The organism is Stenotrophomonas sp. AC248 (assembly GCF_979258185.1).
Genome location: NZ_OZ409840.1, coordinates 3,775,230 through 3,793,609, shown reverse-complemented (window position 1 = coordinate 3,793,609; position 18,380 = coordinate 3,775,230). Strand labels below are relative to the sequence as shown.

Annotated in this window: 15 protein-coding genes; 13 read left to right on the top strand and 2 right to left on the bottom strand. The window is 67.6% G+C overall.

The window, feature by feature from the left end; genetic code table 11:
- The first annotated feature begins 591 nt into the window (after positions 1-591).
- The 3 genes from mltB (at position 592) to ACZ0AE_RS17040 (ending at position 4,285) form a co-directional block, all read left to right on the top strand.
- Positions 592-1,737 (top strand): lytic murein transglycosylase B, encoded by a 1,146-nt coding sequence (gene mltB, locus ACZ0AE_RS17050; protein ID WP_137190388.1) that lies wholly within the window; start codon positions 592-594, stop codon positions 1,735-1,737.
- A complete protein-coding gene (locus ACZ0AE_RS17045) occupies positions 1,734-2,966 on the top strand; it encodes a septal ring lytic transglycosylase RlpA family protein (RefSeq protein ID WP_463601697.1) in 1,233 nt (410 codons plus the stop codon). Before mltB ends, ACZ0AE_RS17045 begins: the two co-directional genes overlap by 4 nt.
- Before the next feature lie 104 nt (positions 2,967-3,070).
- Complete coding sequence (locus tag ACZ0AE_RS17040) at positions 3,071-4,285, top strand: D-alanyl-D-alanine carboxypeptidase family protein (protein WP_463601696.1); 1,215 nt, start codon at positions 3,071-3,073, stop codon at positions 4,283-4,285.
- A 591-nt stretch (positions 4,286-4,876) separates the two neighbouring features.
- On the opposite strand, the gene ACZ0AE_RS17035 is transcribed toward ACZ0AE_RS17040, so the two are convergent.
- Positions 4,877-5,941 carry a lipid A deacylase LpxR family protein gene (locus tag ACZ0AE_RS17035; RefSeq protein ID WP_038686205.1) on the bottom strand — a complete coding sequence of 355 codons (1,065 nt, stop codon included), beginning with the start codon at positions 5,939-5,941 and terminating at the stop codon, positions 4,877-4,879.
- A 193-nt stretch (positions 5,942-6,134) separates the two neighbouring features.
- On the opposite strand from ACZ0AE_RS17035, the gene ACZ0AE_RS17030 reads away from it, so the two are divergent.
- The 7 genes from ACZ0AE_RS17030 (at position 6,135) to gnd (ending at position 13,814) form a co-directional block, all read left to right on the top strand.
- A complete protein-coding gene (locus ACZ0AE_RS17030; RefSeq protein WP_038691809.1) occupies positions 6,135-6,413 on the top strand; it encodes a DUF493 family protein in 279 nt (92 codons plus the stop codon).
- Positions 6,401-7,108 (top strand): lipoyl(octanoyl) transferase LipB, encoded by a 708-nt coding sequence (gene lipB, locus ACZ0AE_RS17025; protein WP_038686207.1) that lies wholly within the window; start codon positions 6,401-6,403, stop codon positions 7,106-7,108. The genes ACZ0AE_RS17030 and lipB overlap by 13 nt, the downstream gene beginning before the upstream one ends.
- Positions 7,109-7,125: 17 nt before the next feature.
- Positions 7,126-8,136, top strand: a complete 1,011-nt coding sequence (lipA, locus tag ACZ0AE_RS17020; protein ID WP_038686209.1) for a lipoyl synthase — start codon at positions 7,126-7,128, stop codon at positions 8,134-8,136.
- Between the two features lie 519 nt (positions 8,137-8,655).
- Positions 8,656-10,833, top strand: a complete 2,178-nt coding sequence (locus ACZ0AE_RS17015) for a carboxy terminal-processing peptidase (protein ID WP_463601695.1) — start codon at positions 8,656-8,658, stop codon at positions 10,831-10,833.
- 127 nt (positions 10,834-10,960) lie between these two features.
- Complete coding sequence (locus tag ACZ0AE_RS17010; RefSeq protein WP_463601694.1) at positions 10,961-11,596, top strand: DUF2242 domain-containing protein; 636 nt, start codon at positions 10,961-10,963, stop codon at positions 11,594-11,596.
- 70 nt (positions 11,597-11,666) lie between these two features.
- On the top strand, positions 11,667-12,893 hold the full coding sequence (locus tag ACZ0AE_RS17005) for a hypothetical protein (RefSeq protein WP_463602109.1): 1,227 nt from the start codon (positions 11,667-11,669) through the stop codon (positions 12,891-12,893).
- Between the two features lie 18 nt (positions 12,894-12,911).
- The gene (gnd, locus tag ACZ0AE_RS17000; RefSeq protein ID WP_448134429.1) at positions 12,912-13,814 is read left to right on the top strand and encodes a phosphogluconate dehydrogenase (NAD(+)-dependent, decarboxylating); all 903 of its coding nucleotides are present in this window, start codon (positions 12,912-12,914) and stop codon (positions 13,812-13,814) included.
- Positions 13,815-13,889: 75 nt separating this feature from the next.
- Here the strand turns inward: gnd and ACZ0AE_RS16995 are convergent, their stop codons facing one another.
- Positions 13,890-14,933 (bottom strand): oxidoreductase, encoded by a 1,044-nt coding sequence (locus tag ACZ0AE_RS16995; RefSeq protein WP_463601693.1) that lies wholly within the window; start codon positions 14,931-14,933, stop codon positions 13,890-13,892.
- A 171-nt stretch (positions 14,934-15,104) separates the two neighbouring features.
- Between ACZ0AE_RS16995 and ACZ0AE_RS16990 the strand changes: the two genes are divergently transcribed.
- The 3 genes from ACZ0AE_RS16990 (at position 15,105) to ACZ0AE_RS16980 (ending at position 18,377) form a co-directional block, all read left to right on the top strand.
- Positions 15,105-15,482, top strand: a complete 378-nt coding sequence (locus ACZ0AE_RS16990; RefSeq protein WP_038686217.1) for a BON domain-containing protein — start codon at positions 15,105-15,107, stop codon at positions 15,480-15,482.
- Between the two features lie 640 nt (positions 15,483-16,122).
- Positions 16,123-17,940 carry a sensor histidine kinase gene (locus tag ACZ0AE_RS16985; RefSeq protein ID WP_463601692.1) on the top strand — a complete coding sequence of 606 codons (1,818 nt, stop codon included), beginning with the start codon at positions 16,123-16,125 and terminating at the stop codon, positions 17,938-17,940.
- A complete protein-coding gene (locus ACZ0AE_RS16980) occupies positions 17,937-18,377 on the top strand; it encodes a response regulator (protein WP_038686220.1) in 441 nt (146 codons plus the stop codon). The genes ACZ0AE_RS16985 and ACZ0AE_RS16980 overlap by 4 nt, the downstream gene beginning before the upstream one ends.
- Positions 18,378-18,380 lie beyond the last annotated feature (3 nt).

Sequence of the window (18,380 nt, the reverse complement as noted above, 5' to 3'; positions counted from 1 at the left end):
CGGTAGTGCCGGCCGCTGGCCGGCTCCTCCAGATGCTCGACCCCCGACGCCCCCAGCAGCGCACCTGTTTCGCAAAATTGCGGAATTCGCGTCATCTGCTGTCGTGTTTGGTGCAGGTTTCGTCAAGAAAGTGGCGCAAAAGTGAGATGTGGCGCACACATATGACGTCACTTGATCCTGATCAATGGACTTGTCGTAAACGGCCTGCACAATGGCGGCCCGTCAGCAGGGTGCAGTGAGCCAAGCGCTGCATCTGGGGAGCTCGACGGGGAGTAGTTGACCTTACGGGTACAAGGAGCGAGGCGCGCGCTGGGGAGTTGCGCGCCGCGCTGGTACCGACCTGGTCGGTTTGGCCGGTTGCGTCCATGGGGATGGGGGCGCAGCCGGCACGACCTCAGTGGCCATGGGGCCCGCACGTTTTGAATCCGTAGCGCAGTTGCCGCTGATCAGTACGCGGCGCTTTATCTGAATGGGGACGTGATCCCCATCGAAATACACATCGCCTTAACGACTCGGCACTGACTGCCGCAATTCGTTGTGATTCATGGTGTTAGGGGTTTTAATTCATCCTTGACCTGCTAACCTGCCGCGATGATTCGACGCACTCTGGCCTGCATGCTCACGCTCGGTTTGGTCGCCTGCGCGACCCAACCGCCCTCTCCGTCACCGTCACCGCAGGCATCGGGTGCACCGAACAAGCCGGTGCCCGGGCAGAAAGGCCCGGCCGAAGCCGCGCCGGAAGCCGCTGCGGCCACCGCTGCGCCGGTCGACCTGACCCCGGTGCCGTTCGAGGTGGCCCGCGCCAACTTCGTGCGCGATACCGCCCAGCGCTACGGCATTCCGGCCGCGCAGATCGAGGCGACGCTGGCCCAGGCGCAGATCCGCGACCCGATCATCGCCGCGATGTCGCGCCCGGCCGAACGGGTCAAACCGTGGAACGAGTACCGGCCGATGTTCATCAGCCAGGCCCGGATCGACGGGGGCCGGAAATTCCTGGCCGAACACCGCGATGAACTCACCCGCGTGCAGCAGCGCACGGGCGTGCCGGCCGAAGTGATCGTGGCCATCATCGGCGTTGAAACCAGCTATGGCCGCAATACCGGCAGTTATCGCGTGCTCGACGCGCTGTATACGCTGGCCTTCAAGTACCCGCGCAGCGGCGACCCGGCCAAGCTGGAACGCGAGGTGCGCCGTGAACTGTATTTCCGCGATGAGCTGGCGCGCCTGTTCGCGCTGACCCGCGACGAGAAGCTGGACATCACCGCGATCAAGGGCAGCTACGCCGGTGCGATGGGCATGGGCCAGTTCATGCCGTCCAGCTACCAGGACTTCGCGGTGGACGGCAACGGCGATGGTCGCCGTGACCTGTTCAACAGCTACGACGACGTGTTCTCCTCGATCGCCAATTACTTCGTCAAGAAGGGCGGCTGGGTGCGCGGCGGCCCGGTTGCGGTACCGGCCACGCTGGCCGCCGGACGCGAGGAGTTCAATCCCACCGAATGGGCGCCCACCTGGACCCTGTCCGCGTTGGCCCAGCGCGGTTACCAGCCCAGCGTCACCGTACCGGCCGGGCTGACCGCCACCCCGATCACGCTGGAAGGCAGCACCGGCAAGCAGTACTGGCTGGGCTTCCAGAACTACTACGCGATCACCCGTTACAACCTCTCCAAGATGTACGCGATGGCCGTGTTCCAGTTGTCCCAGGCCATCGCCGGACAGGAGCTGCCCCCGGCATGAACGCACGCGCACGCTGCAGATGGCTGGTCCCAAGTCTGCTGATCCTGGCGCTTGCCGCCTGCAGCAGCGCGCCCAAGAAGCCGGCCACCGCCGGCAGCGCCAAGCCCGGTGGCACCCTGGTGCAGGGCAAGGGCAAGGGCGGACGCCCGGCCCATTGCCCGGATGGCTCGCCGTACAAGGCCGCCACCGAAGATCCCAGCACCCGCGGCGACTATCGCGCCGGCGGGCTGTACAAGCCGGGCGTCAACGACAGCACGCCCACCTACATTCCGAACGTGGCCTGCATTCCCGAGCCGGACGTGGTCGCCCTGCCGCGCTCGCCGGTGGGCAACAAGTCGCCGTACGTCGTGCTGGGCAAGCAGTACCAGGTGCTGGACAAGACCAGCGGCTATGCCGAGAAGGGCACCGCCTCGTACTACGGCGCCAAGTTCCACGGCCGGCTGACCTCCAACCGCGAGGTGTACGACATGTACGCCTTCACCGCCGCGCACAAGACCCTGCCGCTGCCCAGCTTTGCCCGGGTGACCAACCTGGACAACGGCGAATCGGTGATCGTGCGGGTCAACGACCGCGGGCCGTTCCATGATGGCCGCGTGGTCGACCTGAGCTACGCCGCCGCCGTGCGCCTGGGCATCACCCAGCGCGGCACCGGCAACGTGGAAGTGCGTGCGCTCAGCCCGGGCGACGACAACCTGCTGGTCGACAAGCCCTCGCGCCGCGAGCGCCGTGCCGCGGCCGCCGCCAGCGTGGCCAGCACCGCGCCGGCGCGCACGCCCAGCGACATGGACACGCTGGTGGGCCGGCTGCCGTCGCCGTCGACGGCGTCACCCAGCGCGGGCCGTCCGGCCGCTACCCAGGCCGCACAGATCGACAATGCCCCGGTCACGGTGAGCGCGCTGCCCGCCGCCCCGGTGGCCGTTGCCGCCGCCGCCCGCCCGGCACCGCGCCCGGCAGCGGCCGCCACGCCTGTCCCGGGCAGCACCCTGCAGCAGCAGGTGGGCAATGTGTTCCTGCAGGTGGCCAGCTTCGCCAGCCGCGACAACGCCACCCGCGCGCTGGGGCAGTTGTCCTCGGCCGGCATCGTCGGGGCCAGCATCAGCGACATCGTCAGCGGGGGCCGCACCCTGTGGCGCCTGCGGGTTCCGGCCGCCGACCACGCCAGTGCGTCGGAACTTGCCGGCCGCATCGTGGGTCTGGGCTTTGGATCGCCGCAGATCGTGAAGGATTGACCGGCACGGCGGCCCCGCCGGCCGCCACACGCCGCACCGTTGCATGGGCCTACAATGGCCCACCCCTCTTTCCACCTTGGCGCCCTCCAGGAGCTTGCTGTCCGATGAAATTCCGCTTTGCCGCTGCTGCCATGGCCACGACCCTGTTGGTGGGCGTGGTCTCTGCCCAGACCCCGCAGCCGGCCCCGCAGCCGCCGCCTGCTCCTGCCGCCGCCCCGATCACCGTTGCCACCCCGCCGGCGCCCAAGCCCAGCGTGTCCAAGGCCTGGGTGCTGATGGACTACGCCACCGGCCAGGTGCTGGCCGGCGAGAACGAACATGAACAGCTGGCCCCGGCCAGCATCACCAAGGTGATGACCTCCTATGTGGTCGCCGCCGAGGTCAAGAACGGCAAGGTCCGTCCCGACGACCAGGTGATGATGAGCGAGCGCGCCTGGCGCGAAGGTGGCGCCGGTACCGACGGCAGCTACAGCGGCTTCCCGGTCAACCAGACCGCGCGCCTGGAAGACATGGAAAAGGGCATGGCGATCCAGTCCGGCAACGATGCCGCGATTGCCCTGGCCGAGCACGTGGCCGGCAGCGAAGAGGCCTTCGCCTCGCTGATGAACAGCTACGCCGCCAAGATCGGCATGAAGAACTCGCACTTCGTCAACGCGCACGGCCTGACCGCGCCGGGCCACCACAGCACCGCCTTCGACCTGGCGCTGCTGGGCCGGGCGATGGTGCGTGACTACCCGGAGACCTACGCCTACAACAAGGTGAAGGAATTCACCGTGGGCACCATCAAGCAGCCCAACCGCAACCTGCTGTTGTGGCGCGACGGCAGCGTGGACGGCATCAAGACCGGCCACACCTCCGAAGCCGGTTACTGCCTGATGAGCTCGGCGCAGCGCGGCGACCAGCGCCTGATCGCGGTGGTGCTGGGCGGCAGCTCGGAAAAGCAGCGTGCCGATGACAGCCTCGCGCTGCTCAACTGGGGCTTCCGCTTCTTCGAAACCCACCGCATGTACGAGCCGGGCAAGGCCGTGGCCGAGCACAAGGTGTGGAAGGGCAAGACCGACACCGTGCAGCTGGGCGTGGCCCAGCCGCTGCTGGTGAGCGTGCCGCGTGGCCGTTATAACGACCTCAAGCCGACCATCGACGTGCCCAAGACCCTGGAAGCGCCGTTCACGGCCGGCCAGCAGATCGGCTCGCTGAAGGTGACGCTGGATGGCAAGGTGGTGGCCGAAGCGCCGCTGGTGGCCGTGGCCGCCGTGGAAGAGGCCGGCTTCTTCAAGCGCCTGTGGGACAGCTTCTGGATGTGGTGGGAATCGGAGTGATTCCTGCCCGACTGTGGTGAAAAAAGACCGGCGCATGCCGGTCTTTTTTTGGTGCGATGCGCCGATTGATGGTGTGCCGACCAACGGTCGGCACCTACCGCGGGAAGCGGTGCGTGTACCGGGTGAACCGGTGCGAATCTGCGTGAACCGCTGCGAATCCTGGGTGAACCGGTGCGTGTACCGGGGCGAATCCGCGTGAACCGCTGCGAATCCCGGGCGAAACGGTGCGATTCCGGGACGAACGGTGCAATTCCGGACGAAACGGTGCGATTCCGGACGAAACGGTGCAATTCCGGACGAAACGGTGCAATTCCGGGTAGTGCCGGCCGCTGGCCGGCTCCTCGCACACCCGGCTGGGGTCATGGGGCGCCGGCCAGCGGCCGGCACTACCGGTGTTTGGCTGGGGTCATGAGGAGCCGGCCAGCGGCCGGCACCTACCGGTGTTCGGATGGGGTCATGGGGAGCCGGCCAGCGGCCGGCACTACCGGTGGTCGGTGGGGGAGGCAAAAAAAGACCGGCGGGTGCCGGTCTTTTTCTTTTCGGTGTGCCGACCAACGGTCGGCAGCTACCCGCTTCACCATCAGTCGCTCGCTACAGCGAGCGGCTGATGGTGAAGCTGCCAAATACCGGCGACTGGCGCTGGCCGTCGAACTCGCGGGTGCTGTGGTAGCGGGCCACGGCGAACTTCCAGCGGCCGCGCATCACCGCCACGCCGTAGCCGGCCTGGCCCACCACGTGGCGCTTGTCCACGCTGTGGCTGTTGCGGAAGGTGTTGCCGTCCAAGGTGATGTCGCGGATCACCCAGGCCGCGTCGGTCGTGGCGAACAGGTGCCAGGACCAGCCCGCCGGCTTGCCGCCGCGGGTGGGGGCGGTGTTCTCGCCAGCCGGGCGCAGCGGGGTGCTGCCGAAGTCGTCGGGCAGCTTCCAGCCGAAGCGCACTTCACCGCCCGCATTGACGTGGGTGGCCAGGTTGCCCACCGCGCCGCCGTAATGGCTGATCGCATCCCAGCCCCAGCCGGTCGCGTTGTCGGTGGCGTCGGCCGGCCAGCGGCGCATGCGCTCGTGGGTGAGCATGAACACCGGTTCGTTGTGCAGCTGGTTGTCCCAGCCTTGGAACTTCTCGTCGCCCAGCAGTTCGTGCACTGCGTTCTGCACCTGCTCGCCCTGTGCCCACGGGCCGACCACGCCCACGGCCAGCTGGGTGGTCTGCAGGCGGTCGCCCCGGCGGGCGTTGTAGCCGAAGCTGCCGATCAGCACGCCGGCGTAGGGCCGGTCGTCCTCGATCAGGTCCTTCCGGGTGAAATCGGTGGGGGTGAAAATGCCCTGGGCCAGGCTGAAGATCATGTTCTGCTGCTCGAACTCGCCCGGGTGCAGCTTTTCCAGGTGCCGGTTGACCCAGCGCGCCAGGCGCGGCAGGCAGGGGTCGTCGGTGTAGTCGACCAGGTTGGGCGAGACCAGGGTGAGCTGGGCGCCGTTGGTGTAGCCCTGGTCCTGGTCGGCCCCGCCGAACAGGTCGTTGTCGACGCGGAAGTTGACCTGCGGAGGGTGCTCACGCATCGCGTCGGGGCCGCACTGGTTGGCGGCCTGCACCGCGGGGGCGACGAACGCCAGGGCGCCGGCAAGTGCGGCCGACAACGCATAGGGCTTCAACGACATGGAATTCCCGCTCAGGATTTGTTTTGTTTTTAAGCGCATGCAGCGTAGTGAACGCGTGATGTACTGACCATACCCGCGCACGCACTGGAGCGTTTTGCTGGTGAAGGCCGATTTTCACGTAGCGTTGGGTGCAGCTATGGGCACGATCATGCAGCGCTTGGGTTCGGCCGCTGGCGTCCCCATAATCGCGGTCATGGAGATCAAGTCTGACAACCCCGACCACGGCTTCCAGTTCCCCGGCCAGTTCGAACTCAGCGCCATGGGCGCGGCCGGCCAGGAGCTTGAACGCGAATTGCCGCGCCTGCTTGAGCAGGCCGGCGTTGAAGTACTGACCGAGCGGGTCAGCTGGAAACACTCGTCCAACGGCAAGTATGTGTCGGTGCGGCTGGTGTTCAAGGCCGACAACCGCGAGCAGTACGACGCCGCCCACGCCGCGCTGCGTGACCACCCGGAAGTGAAGTGGACGCTGTAGCCGCCTGCGACAGCGTTCCCAGCCCGGGCGCGCGCCCGCCGCAGCCGGCGCGCGTGCGCCAGCTTGGCCGGCAGCCTTATGCCCCGGTCTGGCATGCCATGCAGCGGTTCACCGACAACCGCGACGACACCACGGCCGATGAGCTGTGGGTGGTCGAGCACGACCCGGTGTTCACCCTGGGCCAGGCCGGCAAGGACGAGCACGTGCTGGCGCCGGGCGACATTCCGGTGCTGCACGTGGACCGCGGCGGCCAGGTGACCTACCACGGGCCCGGCCAGATCGTGGTCTACCCGCTGCTGCAGCTGCGCCGGCTGGGGATCGGGGTGCGCGATTACGTGTGCCGGATCGAGCAGGCGATCATCGACACGCTGGACGAATGGAATATCGGCGCTGAACGGCTGGACGGGGCACCCGGGGTCTATGTGGGCGGCGCGAAGGTCGCCGCGCTGGGCATCCGGGTCCGCCGCGGCTGCACCTTCCACGGGTTGGCCTTCAACGTGGCCATGGACCTGGAGCCGTTCCACCGCATCAACCCCTGTGGCTACGAAGGGCTGCAGGTGACCTCGGTGGTAGACTTGGGGGGACCGTCCGGCATGGCGGCCGTGACGCCGGTGCTGCTGGGCCATCTGGCCCGCCAGTTCGGCCTGGACCTCCAGCCGACCACTGATTTGCCCGATCTGACAGAGGCGGCGTAACGCCGCCGACCAAGGCCATGACTGAAACCACCGCTCGCCTCATTCCCCTGCAGATCGTGCAGGGCGACACGCCGTCCGTTGCGCCGCTGCAGACGGGCGTCAAACAGCTGGGCGGGGACAAGATCGGCCGCTCGCCGGTGCAGTTCGCCGATGCGCCGGTGCTGCGCAAACCGTCGTGGATCCGGGTGCGGATTCCGTCGGGCAACGCGGTGCAGACGCTGAAGGCCAAGCTGCGCGAGAACCGTCTGGTGACGGTCTGCGAGGAAGCCAGCTGCCCGAACATCCACGAGTGCTTCAGCCATGGCACGGCGACGTTCATGATCCTGGGCGAGGTGTGCACGCGGCGCTGTTCGTTCTGCGACGTGGCACATGGGCGGCCGAAGCCGCCGGATGCCAACGAGCCGGCCAGCCTGTCCCAGACGGTGGCCGACATGGGCCTGAAGTACGTGGTGGTGACCAGCGTGGATCGCGATGACCTGCGCGATGGCGGTGCCCAGCACTTCGCCGACTGCATCGGGGCCATCCGCGAGAAGTCGCCGAACACGCGCATCGAGGTGCTGACCCCGGACTTCCGTGGCAAGGGCCGCATGGAGCGCGCGCTGGACATCCTGGCGACCAACCCGCCGGACGTGTTCAACCACAACATCGAGACGGTGCCGGACCTGTACCGCAATGTGCGGCCGGGTGCGGACTACCAGTGGTCGCTGACGCTGCTGAAGAACTTCAAGGCGCAGCATCCGTCGATTGCGACCAAGTCCGGCATCATGCTGGGCCTGGGCGAGGATCTGGACCAGGTGCGGGCGACGATGCGCGACCTGCGCGCGCACGACGTGGACATGATCACGATCGGTCAGTACCTGCAGCCGACGCCGCATCACCATCCGGTGTTGCGCTATTGGACGCCGGACGACTACAAGGCGCTGGAGGTCTACGGCTACGAGCTGGGCTTCAGCCACGTGGCCTCGGGTCCGATGGTGCGCTCGTCGTACCACGCCGACGTACAGGCCAAGGGCGCAGGGGTAGCCTGACCCCGCCTGGCGCTGCCCGGCAAACGCTTTGCACGTAGCGCCGGGCTCTGCCCGGCATCCAGCAAAACAGCACACAGCAGCGCTTCAGTTCTCCACGTGCCCGGAGGGGGCAGACCGCCCTCTCCAGGACACGCCAGATCCCCTCCATGGTGCTCGTCTGGCGCCATCCATGGCGCCAACGGTCCCGGAGAGGGCGACCTGCCCCCTCCCCGACAATTTCCTGCGCTGGCGGTTGCCTACCCCGGTAGGTACCGACCGTTGGTCGGTACGGGCTCGCCCGCCCGGTGTGCCGCCACCTCACGTTCAACCCCCACGTTCCGCCCGTTTCCACCGACCAACGGTCGGTGGCTACCCGGCGCGGTGGCGCTGCTCCCACATTCACAATTTGCTACAGACCCCGGTTTAGGCTGGAAATACGTGTTGCGCGGCGGTGGATGACAAAGCCCGCAACTTTCGGCACTGTCGTGTGGTCTGATCCGCACGCAGTCTCCCCCTTGGCAAGGTGCCATGAGCAAGTTGATGAAATTCAAAGCCCCCGCATTCCTGATGGCCCTGGCGCTCACCGCGCCGCTGGCACTGGCCGCCTATGCCGATTCGCCGGCGCTGCCGTCGGCGGCCACGGCCGACCAGGTGACAACCTCCAAGCTGGTGTACGGGCTGCTCTCGGACAGCCGCTATGCCTACCGTCCGCGCGCGCTTGACGCGGCCACCTCCAAGGACGTGTTCAAGCGGTACCTGGAGGCGCTGGACGGCAGCAAGCAGTTCTTCACCCAGGCCGACATCACCAAGTTCGCACCGTTCGAGGCGAACATCGCCACCGCCATCCGTGGCGGCGAGCTGGAGCCGGCGTTCCAGGTGTTCGCGGTCTACAAGCAGCGCGTGGGCGAGCGGGTCGGGTATGCCCGCAAGCTGCTCAAGCAGGACTTCGATTTCAGCAGCGACGAGAAGTTCGAGTACGACCGCAAGGACGTGCCGTGGGCGGCCAGCAATGCCGAACTCGATGACCTGTGGCGCAAGTCGGTCAAGAACGATTGGCTGCGCCTGAAGCTGGCCGGCAAGCAGCCGGCCGAGATCCGCAAGACGCTGGACAAGCGCTACGCGACGCTGGAAAAGTCGGTCAATGAGCTGAAGGGCGAGGACGTGTTCCAGTTCTTCCTCAACTCCTACACCAGCGCGGTGGATCCGCACACCGACTACTTCACCCCGCGCACCGCCGAGAACTTCAACCAGGCCATGTCGTTGTCGCTGGAAGGCATCGGCGCACAGCTGCAGCGCCAGGACGACATGGTGGTGATCCGCGAGGTCATCGCCGGCGGTCCGGTGGCGGTCAATGGCACGCTCAAGGCGGGCGACCGCATCGTCGGCGTCGGCCAGGGCAAGTCCGGGCCGATCGAAGATGTGATCGGCTGGCGCATTGATGACGTGGTGGCCAAGATCCGCGGCAAGGCCGACACCCAGGTGCGGCTGGAATTCATTCCGGCCGAGGAAGGCGTGGACGGCAAGCACCATACGCTGGTGCTGACCCGGCAGAAGGTGCGTCTGGCCGAGCAGGCCGCCAAGGGCGAAACGCTGACCATTCCGGCCAAGGACGGGGAACCGGCGCGCAAGGTCGGCGTGATCAAGCTGCCCACGTTCTACCAGGACTTCGAAGGCCGCCGCCGCAACGCCACCGACTATGCGTCGGCGACGCGTGACGTGGCCAAGCTGCTGGCCGGCTTCAAGACCGACAAGCTCGACGGCGTGGTGCTGGACCTGCGCAACAACGGCGGTGGTTCGCTGGACGAGGCGATCGAACTGACCGGCCTGTTCATCGAGCAGGGCCCGGTGGTGCAGGTGCGCGAGTCTGGCGGCCGCGTGACCGTCAACAGCGACCGCAGCGAAGCGGTGGCGTGGGATGGCCCGCTGGCGGTGCTGATCAACCGCGGCTCGGCCTCGGCGTCGGAGATCTTCGCCGGTGCCATCCAGGACTACGGTCGTGGCCTGGTGATCGGTGAGACCACCTTCGGCAAGGGCACCGTGCAGAACATCGTGGACCTGGACCGTTGGCCCACCGGGGAAGCCCAGCGCTACGGGCAGGTCAAGCTGACCATCGCCCAGTTCTTCCGCATCAGCGGCAGCAGCACCCAGCACAAGGGCGTGGTGCCCGACCTGGCCTTCCCGGCCAGCGTGGACGCCAGCGAGTACGGCGAAAGCACCTACGACAACGCGCTGCCGTGGACCCGCATCGCCGCCGTGCCGCACACCCAGTACGGCAACTTCGGCCCGCTGCTGCCCAAGCTGGAAACCCGCCATGCCTCGCGCATCGCCGCCGACAAGGAGTTCCAGTGGTGGAACGAGGATGTCGAGCAGTTCCGCGCCGAAAAGGCCAAGAAGTACATCTCGCTCAACGAGGCCGAGCGCCGCGCCGAGCGTGAGAAGCAGGACAAGCAGCGGGTGGATCGCCAGGTGATCCGCAAGCAGCTGGGCCTGGATCTGGACCCGCTGGCCGACGACAGCAACGACGATGGCCTGACCGGCAACGAGCGTGACATCGTCAAGGATGCCGCCCGCGAAAAGGCCGCCGAAAAACGCCCGGACCCGCTGCTGCGCGAGTCGGCGGCGATCCTGGCCGACGCGGTCAACCTGCTGGAAACCGACCGACCGCTGTCGGCGCAGGTGCTGCCGCAGTCCACCGGCGTAGGCCGCTGGGCCGATTGAGGGCGGTAGCCGGGCATGAACCGGAAACAACGAAGGGCCGGCCAATGTGCCGGCCCTTCGCCGTTTAGACCCGGCACATACGCCGGGGTGGCTATGCTGGGCGCAGTCTGTCCTTGCAGGAGCGCGCATGCGCCTGTCCCAAGCAATCCCGGCGGGCCTGCTGGCCGTGTCGCTCACCGCCTGCGGCGGCCGCGCCGCCGACAGCACCCTGATCCGCGAATCCTTCGATTCGGGCGACACCTATTCGCGCACCGTGCCCGGTGCCCCGGCGCAGGCCTGCGAGGCGGCGCGCCGCACCCTGCTCAGCCAGGGCTATGCCATCGCGCGGTCCGACACGGCGGCGGTGGAAGGCAACAAGAACTTCCAGCCCCGCGATGAGGAGCATGAGCAGCTGGTGCTGCGTATTTCCTGCGCGCCGCGCGGCGACCAGGCGCTGGTGTTCGTCAGTGCGGTGCAGGACCGTTACGCGTTGAAGAAGAGCCCGACCTCGGCCAGTGTCGGCGTGGGCGCGCTGGGCTCGGTGTCGCTGCCGTTCGGCAGCAACGACGACTCGCTGGTGAAGGTGGCCAGCAGCACCGTGCAGGACGCGCAGTTCTACCGCCGCTTCTTTGACCGTCTGCAGCAGTACCTGCCGGTGGTGCCGGCAACGCCGCCGCCCGCCCCCGTGGAGCCGACCCCGGCCGCGCCGCCGACCGCCGCACCGGCCCCGGTGCCCGAGCCAGGCCCCGCGCCGGCGGCCGATACCCCGGTGCCCGCGCACTGACCAGGCGGGCAGGGTGCCATCACCAACCGTAACGCGTGGGTCGCGCCGGTGGCCGCAGCTGCTGGCGGCCATGCTGTGCGCGGCGGCCATGGGCACCGTGACTGCCGCGCCGGGGCCGAGCTGCACGCAGGCGCTGCTGGAAGAGCTGGGCTGGCGCTTCGTCGACGCGCCGGTGGCCACGCCGATCATCCACAGCGGCCCGGTCTGCACGCGCGCCACGCTGCCGCAGGCGCAGCAGGCGGGTGACCTGCGGGTGCAGGTGCCACAGGCGTGGACAGCCACCCAACGCGCCGCGTTGATGACCGGCTTGTTCGACACCCCGGCCACGCTGTGCGCCTATACGTTCAAGCTGGGCCACGCCACGCGCCGGGCCACCACGCAGCTGCAGGACAATCCCGGTTACCGCTTCTCCGCCCTGCAGCTGGGCTGGATCGGTTTCGGTGCACGCGGTGCGCAGGCGCAGGGTTGGCAGCGCTTCCGCAGTTTCGGGCGTGGCTACCAGCCGGCCGGCGCAAACAGCGCCGCGCTGCAGCACTTCTATGATGGCCGGGTGCGCTCCGAATGCGGGGTAGGGCGGCAGGTGGCGCAGCTGGCCACCCAGCGCGAGCTCTATGGCGATGCAGCGTTCGATACCGAGTTCAGCCCTGGCGAACTGTCGATCGGCACCTTCCTGACCCTGCATGACACCGACAGCATCCTGCTCGGCCGCCATGCCGGCGCGTTCCTCGCCGACGGCAAGGCGGTGAAAACCGCGCAGCTCGGCCGCCAGGCCTTCGTCGGCGCGCCCGGCTTCATCGAGCACGTGTTCGACAAAAGCTACCTGGACGACATCAACAACCAGGCCGAGAACTTCGTGGTGGTCGATGTCAGCGACGCGGCCGCCGAGGCGCTGCGCGCGCACGGCGGGTTTGCCCACTACGACACGATCAACCGCCAGATCTGGGCGCTGGCCCAGCGCATGCCCGGGCCGGGACCGCGCCGCTTCGAGCGGCTGCTGATCGAACGTGACCCGGTGTGGCGCAAGGGCCTGCCGCCGGAGCAGAAACCGCTGCTGGCCGAACTGGACGCGCTGCTGGACGATCCGTTCTACCAGGGGTTCGTGATTTACGTGCATCCTCGCGGTATACGTCCTGTGCGGTATCACATCGCACGCCTGCTCGACCGCAACCCGCGCACGCCGTTTGCCTTCGAACTGGGCCTGCACAACCTGCATACCACGCTGTACCGACGCTGGATCGACGCACGCCTTCGCCAGTGCGATTCCCCCTCGGCAGCACCCCCACACCACCACTACTGACACGCTGGAAGGAGATACATGGACATTGCAATGATCGGCCTGGGAAAGATGGGCGCCAACATGGCCGAGCGCCTGCATCGCGGCGGCCATCGGGTGATCGGCGTCGATCCTGGTGAGGGCGCGCGGGACAGCGCGGCCAAGCGCGGTTTCGAGGTCAGTGCCTCGATCGCCGATACGCTGGCGCAGTTGCCGGTGCCGCGCGTGGTGTGGCTGATGGTGCCCGCCGGCGTGGTCGACCAGACCCTGGCCGCGCTGGCCCCGCACCTGTCCGAGGGCGATGTGGTGATCGATGGCGGCAACTCGTACTACAAGGACTCGATGCGCCGCGCCGAACAGCTCAAGGGCGAAGAGGTCAGCTACATCGACTGCGGCACCAGCGGCGGGGTGTGGGGCCTGCAGGAAGGCTACAGCCTGATGATCGGGGGCGAGACGGCGGCCGTGGCGCAGGTGGGCGCGATCTTCCGCACCCTGGCGCCGGGCGAAGACCGCGGCTGGGCGCACGTGGGTCCCAGTGGCGCCGGCCACTTCTGCAAGATGGTCCACAACGGCATCGAGTACGGCATGATGCAGGCCTACGCCGAAGGCTTCGCGCTGATGCAGCACAAGACCGACTTCAACCTGGACCTGGCCCAGGTGGCCAAGGCCTGGCAGCACGGCAGCGTGGTGCGGTCGTGGCTGCTGGACCTGAGCGCCGATGCACTGGGCCGCAACCCGCAGTTGGACGGGATCGCGCCGTACGTGGAAGATTCCGGCGAAGGCCGTTGGACCGTGGCCGAAGCGATCGACCTGGACGTTCCCGCACCGGTCATCACCTTGTCCCTGCTCGAACGCCTGCGCTCGCGCGAGAAGAACTCCTTCAGCGACCGCCTGCTGGCGGCGATGCGCAACGAGTTCGGCGGCCACGCCATCAAAACCCGGTAGTGCCGGCCGCTGGCCGGCTCCCCGCCAACCCGCCAACCCACCACCCTGCGCCAACGCGCGCAGGGCGGCGGGACGCTAACCCAGATCCACCCGTCGCCCGCTGCGCGCACTCTCCGTGCCGGCCTCCAGCAGCCGCATCAGCTGCAACGCTTCGGCCGCGCTCACCGTGGGCGCGCCCGTACCCTGCATCGTATCGCGGAACGCCGCATACAGGCGCCGATAGTCGCCCAGGGCGTTGTCCACGCTGGCCGGGTGTTCGTGGCCCGCAGCATCCACGGTGACATGCTGGCCATGCACCGGGTCCAGGCCCCAACCCGGCGCGCCCGGGGCGATGCCCTCGCGCAACTGGTCTTCCTGCACGTCGCGGCCCTGCTTGAGGTAACTGCCCCGGCTGCCGTGCACGGCAAAGCGCGGGCGGGCGGCGGCCACCAGCGAGCCGGCATGCACGATGGCCCGGTGCCGCGGGTAATGCAGTACCGCATGGAAATAGTCGTCGCTGCGCGCACCGTCGCGTTGCGCCATCAGGTCGGCGCTGATCGCCTGCGGCCAGCCGAACAGCTGCAGCATCTGGTCAAGCAGGTGCGGGCCCAGGTCCATCCACAACCCGGCCCCGGGCGCATCGCTTTCGCGCCAGCGGTCGCGCACCTGCGGGCGGTAGCGGTCGAAGTGCGAGTGGCACTCGGCCACCTCGCCCAGCACGCCATCGGCCAGCAGCTGCTGCAGGGTGAGGAAATCGGCATCGAAGCGGCGGTTCTGGAACACGGTGACCACGCGCTCGGCCGCCTGCGCGGCGCGCACCACGGCGTCGGCCTCGGCCAGGTCCAGCGCGAACGGCTTGTCCACCAACACGTGCTTGCCGGCCTGCAGCGCGGCGATTGCCAGCGGTGCGTGTTCGGCGTTGGGCGTGGCGATGACCACCGCGTCCAGCGCGGGATCGGCGAACAGTTCGGCGGGGTGGTCGCAGATGCGTACGTCGGTGAAGCTGCGCAGCAGTCGATCGCGCTGCGAACTGGCGATGCTGTGCAACGCCAAGCCCGGGGTGTGCTGGATCAGCGGCGCGTGGAAGACGCTGCCGGCCAGCCCGTAGCCGATCAATCCAACCTGCAGGGGCGTGGTCATGACGGGGACTCCAGGCATGCGGGCTGCACAGCGTAGCGCGGGTTGTTGCAGTGCGGAACCATGAACGGTTGTGCATCAACCTGAGCGGTTCACGGCGGCGTTATGTCTTGCCCACGTACTGCACACGGCCCGGCAGGGAGACTGGCCAGCACACCCAAGGAGACACCGAACATGACCAACACGACCCGTAATCTGCTTGCTGCTTCGCTGGCCCTCGGCATGGTGCTGGGCACGTCGTCGGCCATGGCCAAGGACCCGCCGAAGACCACCGATCATGCCGCCATGACCCATGCCGATACGCATGATTCGGCCGAGCCGGTGACGGACAGCTGGATCACCACCAAGGTCAAGACCGACCTGCTCACCAGCAAGAATGTGCCGGGTACCGAAGTCAAGGTGGAGACCGTCAACGGCGTCGTCACCCTGACCGGCACCGTGGCCAGCCAGGCCGAGCATGACAAGGCACTGCGCGTGACCAAGGGCATCAAGGGTGTCAAGAGCGTCGATGCCAGCGGTCTGAAGGTCGCTGCCGCCGCTGCCAAGCGCTGATTCCAGCAGCTGTTGCAAGCAACAGGGCGCGCCTTCGGGCGCGCTTTTTTTTACTTCCATCTGCGGGTAGACAGAACCGTGCTTTGACGCTTTTAAGGCGCCGCCGTCGGCGGGTCGGGCGCTGGGGCCCCATGCCCTTTCCGGCGAATGTCCCCCGGCGTCGGCCTGCGGCCGCCGCCTCCTCCTTTATTTCGCCTCCAAGGGCATGGGGCCCCAGCGCCCGACCCACCGACAGCGCCAGAAAAGCCTTGCTTCCCCTGCTTACCGCAAGCCGAGGCCCCGTAGCAGCCGGTTGGCTCCTGGGCAAAATAAAGGAGGAGGCCGCCCCGCAGCCGGGGGACATTTGCACCAGGGGCCTACCGGCTGCTACGGGGCCCTCACGCTCGCGACCGGCCCGGATCGGAGAAGCCAGCCGATCTGAACACACCCGCCCACCCGCGTAGCGTCGTGGGCAAAGAGCCCTTTTTTGTCGGCGGCTGTGCACGAACAGCGTTCGCTTAATTGTTCAGAAAAAAGGGCGCATCCTATTCACAATGCGCTGCGGTATATTGACGGCTTCGCCCGCGACGGCGTGCCAGGGAAGCCGAGGCGGCCGCGACAGGGCACCGCCGGCAACGGCATCGCACGGTGAAGAGGAACTATGGCGCTGGCTTTCAGTGATGAAATCTGGGATCGGTGGCGTTTACCGGCGTTGGCCTTGGCCGCGGCGGCGATCATCGTGGTGCCGTGGGTCACCCTGCGAAAACTGTCCGACGACAATGTCCAGGCCATGCGCTGGGTCACCCATACCCAGGACGTCGGTGTGGCGGTGTACCAGCTGCAGGCCGACGTGCGCGATGTGGAATCGGCCGCGCTGACGATGTCCAAAGGCATCGATGCCCCGGGCCTGCGTGAGCGCCTGGGCCAGTCCAAGGACATCCCGCTGCGCCTGCAGACGCTGGCCGAACTGACCCGCGACAATCCCGAACAGCTGGTGCGCATCGGCCGCATCCAGTCGATGGTCGAGCGGCGCATGGAAGTGGCCAGGCAGTTGGCCAAGGCCTCGCCCAACTCCGACCAGCGCGAACTGGTCCAGGACCTGACCACGCGCTACCCGATCCGCAACCTGATCGAAGAACTGCAGGCCAGCGAAGAGAAGCTGCTGGCGCAGCGCACTGCAACGTTCCAGAAGCAGCAGCGCCAAGGCGAGTTCGTCTCATGGACCGCCCTGGCCGTGCAGCTGGCCCTGCTCGCCCTGGTGCTGTGGCTGCTGTATCGCCAGGCCGGCCATCGTGCCGCCGCCGAGCGCGCCTCGCAGCGTTCGGCCGCGCGTGCGGCCTCGGTGCTGCACACCGTGCGCGAACCGATCGTGCTGCTGGACCGCGAACTGAAGGTGCAGCTGCACAACCCGGCCTTCGCCGAGCTCTACGGCCTGGAAGAGGACGGCAGCGAAGTGCGGCCACTGGACAGCATCGGTGCAGGCGCGTGGAGCGATGCGGTGGTGCGCCAGCGCTTGACCGACGTGCTGCTGCGCGGCCGCGAACTGTGGGACTACGAACACGAACAGCGCACCGCCGACGACCAGGTGCGCACCATGTTGATCAACGCCCGCCGCATGCCCTTGCCCGACAAGGACGATGAAGTGGTGCTGATGACGGTCAGCGACGTCACCGTGCAGCGCGCCGTGCAGCAGCGCGTGGAAGAACTGAACCGTCAGCTGGAAGGCAAGGTCGAGCAGGTGTCCGAAGTGAACCGCGAGCTGGAAGCCTTCAGCTACTCGGTCTCGCACGACCTGCGCGCCCCGTTGCGTCACATCGGCGGCTTCTCGGACAAGCTTGCGCGCCACCTGGGCGACGAGGCCGACGAAAAGTCGCTGCACTACCTGGGCGTCATTTCCAATTCGGCGCGGCGCATGGCAGCGCTGATCGACGACCTGCTGGTCTACTCGCGGCTGGGCCGCGCGGCGATGCGCATGCAGGCGGTGGACATGCAGTCGCTGGTGGCCGACACCCGCGCGATGCTGGACGCCAACGTACAGAGCGAGGCCGAAGAGACCGGCGTGGCGCGCCACATCGAGTGGAAGATCGCGCCGCTGCCGATCCTGGTCTCCGACGAAAACATGATGCGCCAGGTGTGGTTGAACCTGCTTGGCAACGCCATCAAATACTCCTCCACCCGCGATCCGGCCCGGATCGAGGTGGAGTACCAGCAACAACCCGACGGCGGCCACCTGTTCACGGTGCGCGACAACGGCGCCGGTTTCGACATGGCCTACGCCGCCAAACTGTTCGGCGTGTTCCAGCGCCTGCACAAGGCCAGTGAATACCCCGGCACCGGCATTGGCCTGGCCAGTGTGCGCCGCGTGTTGACCCGCCACGGCGGCCGCATCTGGGCCGAGTCGGCCGTCGACCAGGGCGCCTCCTTCCACTTCCTGCTTCCTCCTGCGCTCGACGCAATCAACAAAGGCTCCGCCGCATGACCGCTCTCCGCACCATCCTCCTCGCCGAGGACAGCCCTGCCGACGCCGAGATGGCCGTCGACGCCCTGAAAGAGGCCCGCCTGGCCAACCCCATCGTGCATGTCGAAGACGGCGTGGAAGCGATGGACTACCTGTTGCGCCGTGGCGCCTATGCCAACCGCGAGGAAGGCCTGCCGGCCGTCCTGCTGCTGGACATCAAGATGCCGCGCATGGACGGCCTGGAGGTCCTCAAGGAAATCCGCAACACCGACGAGCTCAAGCGCCTGCCGGTGGTGATCCTGTCGTCCTCGCGCGAAGAAAGCGACCTGGCCCGCAGCTGGGACATGGGCGTGAACGCGTACGTGGTCAAGCCGGTGGACGTGGACCAGTTCTTCGGTGCCGTGCAGACCCTGGGCAAGTTCTGGGCCGTGATCAACCAGGCGCCGGAAGTCGAATAACCC